The 6,332-nt window shown below is 64.7% G+C and carries 6 protein-coding genes; 4 read left to right on the top strand and 2 right to left on the bottom strand.

Annotated features, from left to right (window positions below):
• Positions 1-1,219 (top strand): arsenic transporter (locus SE91_RS11810; RefSeq protein WP_061847722.1); only part of this gene is annotated, 1,219 nt, incomplete at its 5' end.
• A gap of 7 nt (positions 1,220-1,226) precedes the next feature.
• Here the strand turns inward: SE91_RS11810 and SE91_RS11805 are convergent.
• A complete protein-coding gene (locus tag SE91_RS11805; RefSeq protein WP_061847721.1) occupies positions 1,227-2,591 on the bottom strand; it encodes an MFS transporter in 1,365 nt (454 codons plus the stop codon).
• Between the two features lie 24 nt (positions 2,592-2,615).
• Complete coding sequence (locus tag SE91_RS11800; RefSeq protein WP_061847720.1) at positions 2,616-3,383, bottom strand: GntR family transcriptional regulator; 768 nt, start codon at positions 3,381-3,383, stop codon at positions 2,616-2,618.
• A gap of 174 nt (positions 3,384-3,557) precedes the next feature.
• On the opposite strand from SE91_RS11800, the gene SE91_RS11795 reads away from it, so the two are divergent.
• The 3 genes from SE91_RS11795 to SE91_RS11785 form a co-directional block, all read left to right on the top strand.
• Entirely contained in the window at positions 3,558-4,757 is a 1,200-nt protein-coding gene (locus SE91_RS11795; RefSeq protein ID WP_061847719.1) for a mandelate racemase/muconate lactonizing enzyme family protein, read from the top strand.
• Between the two features lie 12 nt (positions 4,758-4,769).
• Entirely contained in the window at positions 4,770-5,537 is a 768-nt protein-coding gene (locus SE91_RS11790; protein WP_061847718.1) for a glucose 1-dehydrogenase, read from the top strand.
• A 26-nt stretch (positions 5,538-5,563) separates the two neighbouring features.
• On the top strand, positions 5,564-6,332 hold a 769-nt coding region (locus SE91_RS11785), incomplete at its 3' end, for an L-idonate 5-dehydrogenase (protein ID WP_061847717.1).

Here is a 6,332-nt window from a genome sequence, read left to right as displayed (position 1 = left end):
TGTCGCAGCCGCGACCTCGGGCGTCATCATCCGCCCGTGGTCCCTGCCCGAAGCGATCTGGGCCGTCCTCGGCGCTGGTTCTCTCGTGCTGCTCGGCTTTCTGCCGTGGCAGGACGCGCTGACAGGCATCGAAAAAGGCGTCGACGTCTACCTCTTCCTGATCGGTATGATGCTGATCGCCGAGTTGGCGCGGCTCGAAGGCCTGTTCGATTATCTTGCCGCGCTTGCGGTGGAATATGCCCGCGGCTCACCGCAACGGCTGTTCCTGCTGGTCTATCTCGTCGGCACGCTCGTGACCGTGCTGCTCTCCAATGATGCCACTGCGATCGTGCTGACGCCGGCGGTCTATGCCGCGACGCGCGCGGCCGGCGCCAAGCCGCTGCCCTACCTGTTCGTCTGCGCCTTCATTGCCAATGCCGCGAGCTTCGTGCTGCCGATCTCAAATCCCGCCAATCTCGTCGTGTTCGGCGCGCGCATGCCGGCGCTCAGCGAATGGCTGCGCCTGTTCGCCCTGCCCTCGGTGGCCTCGATCGTGCTGACCTATGTCGTGCTGCGTCTGACCCAGCACCGCGCGCTGAAGGAAGACACGATTGCCCGCAGCGTGCCGCATCCGAAGCTCGGACGCGGCGGCAAGCTCACGGCCATCGGCATCGTCGCCATCGCCGTCGTGCTGGTCATGGCGTCGGCGCTGGACAAGCAACTCGGCCTGCCGACCTTCATCTGCGGCGTGGTGACGGCGGCAATCGTGCTGCTGATCAGCCGGCAATCGCCTCTGCCAGTGCTGCATGGCGTCTCCTGGAGCGTGCTGCCGCTGGTCGGCGGGCTCTTCGTCATGGTGGAGGCGCTGGTGAAGACCGGCGTGATCGCGCAGCTCAGCGCGCTGCTGCACCAGGCGGTGACGCAGTCCGTGCCGAAAGCCGCCTGGAGCGTCGGCATTGCCACCGCGCTTGCCGACAACATCGCCAACAACCTTCCGGTCGGTCTCGTCGCCGGCTCAGTCGCCGCCAGCGATCATCTGCCCGCCGAGGTCATCAGCGCCATCCTGATCGGCGTCGACCTCGGCCCCAATCTGTCGGTGACCGGCTCGCTCGCCACCATCCTCTGGCTGGTCGCGCTCCGCCGCGAGAAGATCAATGTGGGCGCCTGGCCGTTTCTCAAGCTCGGCATGCTGGTGACACCGCCAGCCCTGATCGCGGCATTGGCTGCCGCGATCAGGTGACGCATCCTCAGTCGTTCTCGTAGCCGTAGACTTCCGGCAGGATGAAGATCGCGGCGAGCAATCCGATCAGCGGGAAGATCGCGACCATCAGCGTGGCATTCGCCTGCCCGATCGCCGCGAACAGCGACGGGAACAGGAAGATCGCCAGGAACGACGGCAGCTTCACGAACATGTAGGCGAAGCCGCTGGCCGTGCCGCGATATTTCGGCTTGGCGACCATGGTCGGGATCGTCATGCAGTTCGACGCGTCCCAATAATGGCCCCACAGCATGGCGGCCGCTGCGAACGGCAGCAGGATCTTGTTGTCGGTGTAGAGCGCGAAAGCCGCGACCAGCAGCGAGGCCAGCACAATGCCGAAACCGGCGATCGCGATACCGCGGTGACCGATCTTCGGCGTCAGCAGCGGACCGACCCAACCGGACAAGGCCGCGAAGCAGAATAGCGCCATCGTCACCAGGTTGATGCCGAGCACGCTGGACACGCCGACCATCACGAACAGAACCGGCAAATAGAACGCGAAGGTCGAGAACTCGCTGCCCTGCGCGAAGCAGGCGATCCAGCCGTAGATCGTGGCGCGCCAGCGGATCGGGTCCTTCTTGAGGTCGGCAAGGAACGCACGGGTCGAGACCTTCGGCACCTCGACGTCATGGTTCGGCAACATGTCGAGATTGTCGTTGAACATCTCGCGCGCGACCTGCTTGGCTTCGCGATAGCGTCCCTTCTGCACCAGCCACACCGCCGTCTCCGGCACATCGTGGCGCATGATCAGGATGATCAGCGCCGGCACCGCACCGAGGCCGAGCGTGACGCGCCACAGCATCTCGTGGTTCATGTCGATCAGCAGGAAGATCACGATGACGCCGATGGTCAGGACCTCGCCGACCGCGAACATGAACTGCCAGCGATTGCCCATGACCTCGCGCTCACCCTTGGCCATGGACTCCATGATGTAGGTGTAGCCGGTCGATATGTCAGAGCCGAGCGGAATGCCGAGCAGGAAGCGGATCACGACGAGCCAGCCGACGCTGGGCACGAAAGCCTGCGCCAGCGCCAGCACGATGAACAACACCATCGTCACCAGGAACATGACGCGGCGGCCGATCTTGTCGGACAGCCAGCCGCCGAGCATCGCGCCGATCAGGGCGCCGCCCTGCGTTCCGGCGGCGGCAAGGCCCAGCATCAGCGGATCGGGATTGTATTGCTCCTTGATGAAGATCAGCACGAACGCGATGGAATAGAGATCCCAGGCTTCGACCAGGATCGAGGCCATCATCAGCCAGCCGACCTTGTTGCCCTTGGGACTGTAGTTCGTGATGAGGTAGCGGACCGCGGCTTCGCTCGCGGTCGGTTGTGGCATCGCCATCGTTGTCATGCTTGGTCCTCTCTTCAAAACTCTCTACGCGCCGAGCAGCGGCTCGATACTGCAATCGAGCAGCCGCGGGTCGATCCCCGCCTCCATTCCCGTGAACATCTCGCCCATGTAGTCGATCAGGGCATCGCTCGCCTTCACGGCGTCATCGACGCGGCGGCTTGCGACCGCTGCGAGGATCGCGAGGCGGCGATCGATCGTGCCGGACAGATCGGCCTGCCCCGGCATGAAGCGATGATGGATGTAGCCGATGCGCCGGTACAGCGTGTGGAGCGGCCGCAGCGTGTGCACCAGGAACGGCTCGCCCGCCGCCTCCAGCACCAGCGCGTCGATACGGCGGTCGATACTGTTGAATTGGTCGAGGGTCAGGCTGGCGCGACGCTCGCGCAACAGGCGCTCGATGTGCAGCGCCTGATTGCGGTGCGAGAGGCTGGCACGATCGGCCGCGAGACGGATCACGAAGCGCTCCATGTCGCGGCGCAGGTCCAGCAGCATGCGCTCGCGCGCCAGATCGATCGGCGCGATGTGCAGGCCGTGGCGCGGACGGATGATGATGAGCGTGTCGGCGGACAGACGATTGACGGCATGGTGCACCGGCGTGCGCCCGAAGCCTGTGATCTGCTGCAATTCCAGCATCGTCATGAATTGTCCGGGCTTGAGCTCGCAATGAACAAGGAGCTCTTCGATCTTCTGATAGGCCAGCTCGAAGAAGTTGAGCCGGTTGCGTCGCGAGGGCTTGCCCTCGCCGTCGACCTCGTTTCTCACCACCTCGAGCGCGCGCTTGCGCTTTGCCATGTCGTTCTCTCCCGTCAGCCTGCGCTCGTTGCTCGGCGGCGCCCAATTTGTCGCAGTCTTAAAACATGTTGTGATATATTACAAGCAGGCGTAAGAATCCCGCGCACCCGCGGCATGCTGCAGTGCAAAATGAGACGACGGGCGCGAGGCGCTTGCGATGGGAGGACAATTGCCGTGAAGATCACGTCGATCGAGACGCTCCGCACCGAAGAGTTTTCAAACGTAATCTGGGTGCGCGTTCACACCGACACCGGCATGATCGGTCTCGGCGAAACCTTCTATGGCGCGGGCGCGGTCGAAGCGCAGATCCACGACACCTATGCCGGCCGCCTGCTCGGCCGCAATCCCCTGCACATCGAGGCCATCCATCGCGACATGCTGAACCTGCCGATGGCGCAGTCCTCAACCGGCGTCGAATATCGCGCGGCCTCCGCGATCGACATCGCGCTGTGGGACCTGTTCGGCAAGGTCTGCGGCCAGCCGGTGCACCAGATGCTGGGCGGCCTCTGCCGCGACAAGCAGCGCATCTACAACACCTGCGCCGGTACGCAATATGTCCGCTCGACCAATATCAGCCCGGTTGCGAACTGGAATCTCGGTGCCTCCAAGGGACCTTACGAAGATCTCGACGGCTTCATGCATCGCGCCGATGCGCTCGCCGAAAACCTGCTCGAAAGCGGCATCTCCGCGATGAAGATCTGGCCGTTCGATCCGGCGGCGCAGGAGAACAAGGGCCTCTATATTACCGCCGCGCAGATGAAGCAGGCAATCGAGCCGTTCGAAAAGATCCGCAAGGCCGTCGGCGACAGGATGGAGATCATGGTCGAGCTCCACTCGCTGTGGAATCTGCCGACCGCCAAGCAGATTGCGCGCGCCCTCGAGCCCTACAAGCCGACCTGGTACGAGGACCCGATCCGGATGAACTCGCCGCAGGCGCTGGCCGAATATGCCCGCTCGACCGACGTCTGGGTCTGCGCCAGCGAAACGCTGGGCTCGCGCTTCCCCTACAAGGACATGTTCGACCGCGATGCCATGCACGTGGTGATGGCGGATCTGTGCTGGACCGGCGGCCTCACCGAGGGTCGCAAGATCGCGGCCATGGCCGAGACTTATCACCGTCCCTTCGCCCCGCACGATTGCATCGGCCCGATCGGCTTCATCGCCGCCATCCACATGTCGTTCAGCCAGCCCAACACCTTGATCCAGGAATCCGTGCGCGCCTTCTACAAAGGCTGGTACAATGAGCTCGTCACCACGATGCCCGTGATCAAGGACGGCTATGTCTTCCCGATGGAAGGCCCCGGCCTCGGCGTCGACCTTCTGCCCGCCGTCTTCGAGCGCACCGATCTCACCGTGCGCCGCTCCAAAGCTTGAGGATTTTCTGAGATGAGCACCGCCCTCTTCGATCTTTCCGGCCGCACTGCGCTCGTGACCGGCTCCTCCCGCGGCCTCGGCCGCGCCATCGCCGAGGGCATGGCCAAGGCTGGCGCGAAGCTGATCATCAACGGCGTCGATCCCGAGCGAGTCGAGCAGGCTGTCGCCGAATTTCGCGCCGCCGGGCATCAGGCCGAAGGCGCCGCGTTCAACGTCACCGACGAGCCCGCGATCGTGGCGGCCTTCAACGATTTCGACAAAAAGGGCATTGCCGTCGACATCGTCGTCAACAACGCCGGCATCCAGCACCGCAAGCCGCTGGTGGAATTCACCACCGACGAATGGCGCAAGGTGATCGAGACCAATCTCACCAGCGCCTTCGCGATCGGCCGCGAGGCGGCCAAGCGCATGATACCGCGCAAGCACGGCAAGATCATCAATATCGGCTCGCTCGGCAGCGAGCTTGCCCGTCCCACCATCGCGCCCTACACGGCGGCCAAGGGCGGCATCAAGAACCTGACCCGCTCGATGGCGGTGGAATGGGCCCAGCACGGCATCCAGGCCAATGCGATCGGCCCGGGCTACATGCTGACCGACATGAACGAGGCGCTCGTCAACAACACCGATTTCAACAACTGGCTGATGGGCCGCATCCCCTCCAAGCGCTGGGGCAAGCCCGACGAGCTGGTCGGCGCCGCGATCTTCCTGGCATCCGACGCCTCCACCTACGTCAACGGCCAGATCATCTATGTCGATGGCGGCATGATCGCCGCGATGTGATCTGCGAAAGCTGAAGGAACGAGCCCATGCGCGCCGTCGTCATCCACGCCCCGAAGGACCTGCGGATCGATAGCTATCCGGATGCGGCTCCCGCGCCGGGCGAGGTCCGCGTCAGAATCGCCAATGGCGGCATCTGCGGCTCGGATCTGCACTACTATCACCATGGCGGCTTCGGCGTCGTCCGCATCCAGCAGCCGATGGCGCTGGGCCATGAGATCGCCGGCGTGGTCGCAGACGTCGGTGACGGCGTCACCGGCGTGAAGCCCGGCACGCGCGTCGCGGTCAATCCGAGCAGGCCGTGCGGCCAGTGCCTGCATTGCCAGGAGGGCATGCGCAACCAGTGCCTCGACATGCGCTTTCTCGGCAGCGCGATGCGCTTTCCCCATGTTCAGGGCGGTTTCCGCGAGTTCATCACGGTCGATGCGACGCAGGCCGTGCCGATCGCAGACAGGCTGTCGCTGGCGGAGGCCGCGGTCGCCGAGCCGCTCGCCGTGTGCCTGCACGCGGGCAAGCAGGCCGGCCCCCTGCTCGGCAAGCGCGTGCTGATCACCGGCTGCGGCCCGATCGGCGCGCTGATGATTCTGGTCTCGCGCTTCGGCGGCGCCGCCGAGATCGTGGTGACCGATGTCGCCGAAGCGCCGCTCGCTGTCGCCAGAAAGCTCGGCGCCAGTCACGCCATCAACGTCGCGGCCAATGCCGCTGCGCTCGATCCCTGGCGCACCGGCAAGGGCGTGTTCGACACGCTGTTCGAAGCCTCGGGCAATCAGGCGGCCTTGCGCACCGCGCTCGATGTGC

It is taken from the genome of Bradyrhizobium sp. DOA1 (assembly GCF_001593325.1).
GTDB lineage: Bacteria > Pseudomonadota > Alphaproteobacteria > Rhizobiales > Xanthobacteraceae > Bradyrhizobium.
This window is presented reverse-complemented; position numbering and strand designations above follow the sequence as displayed.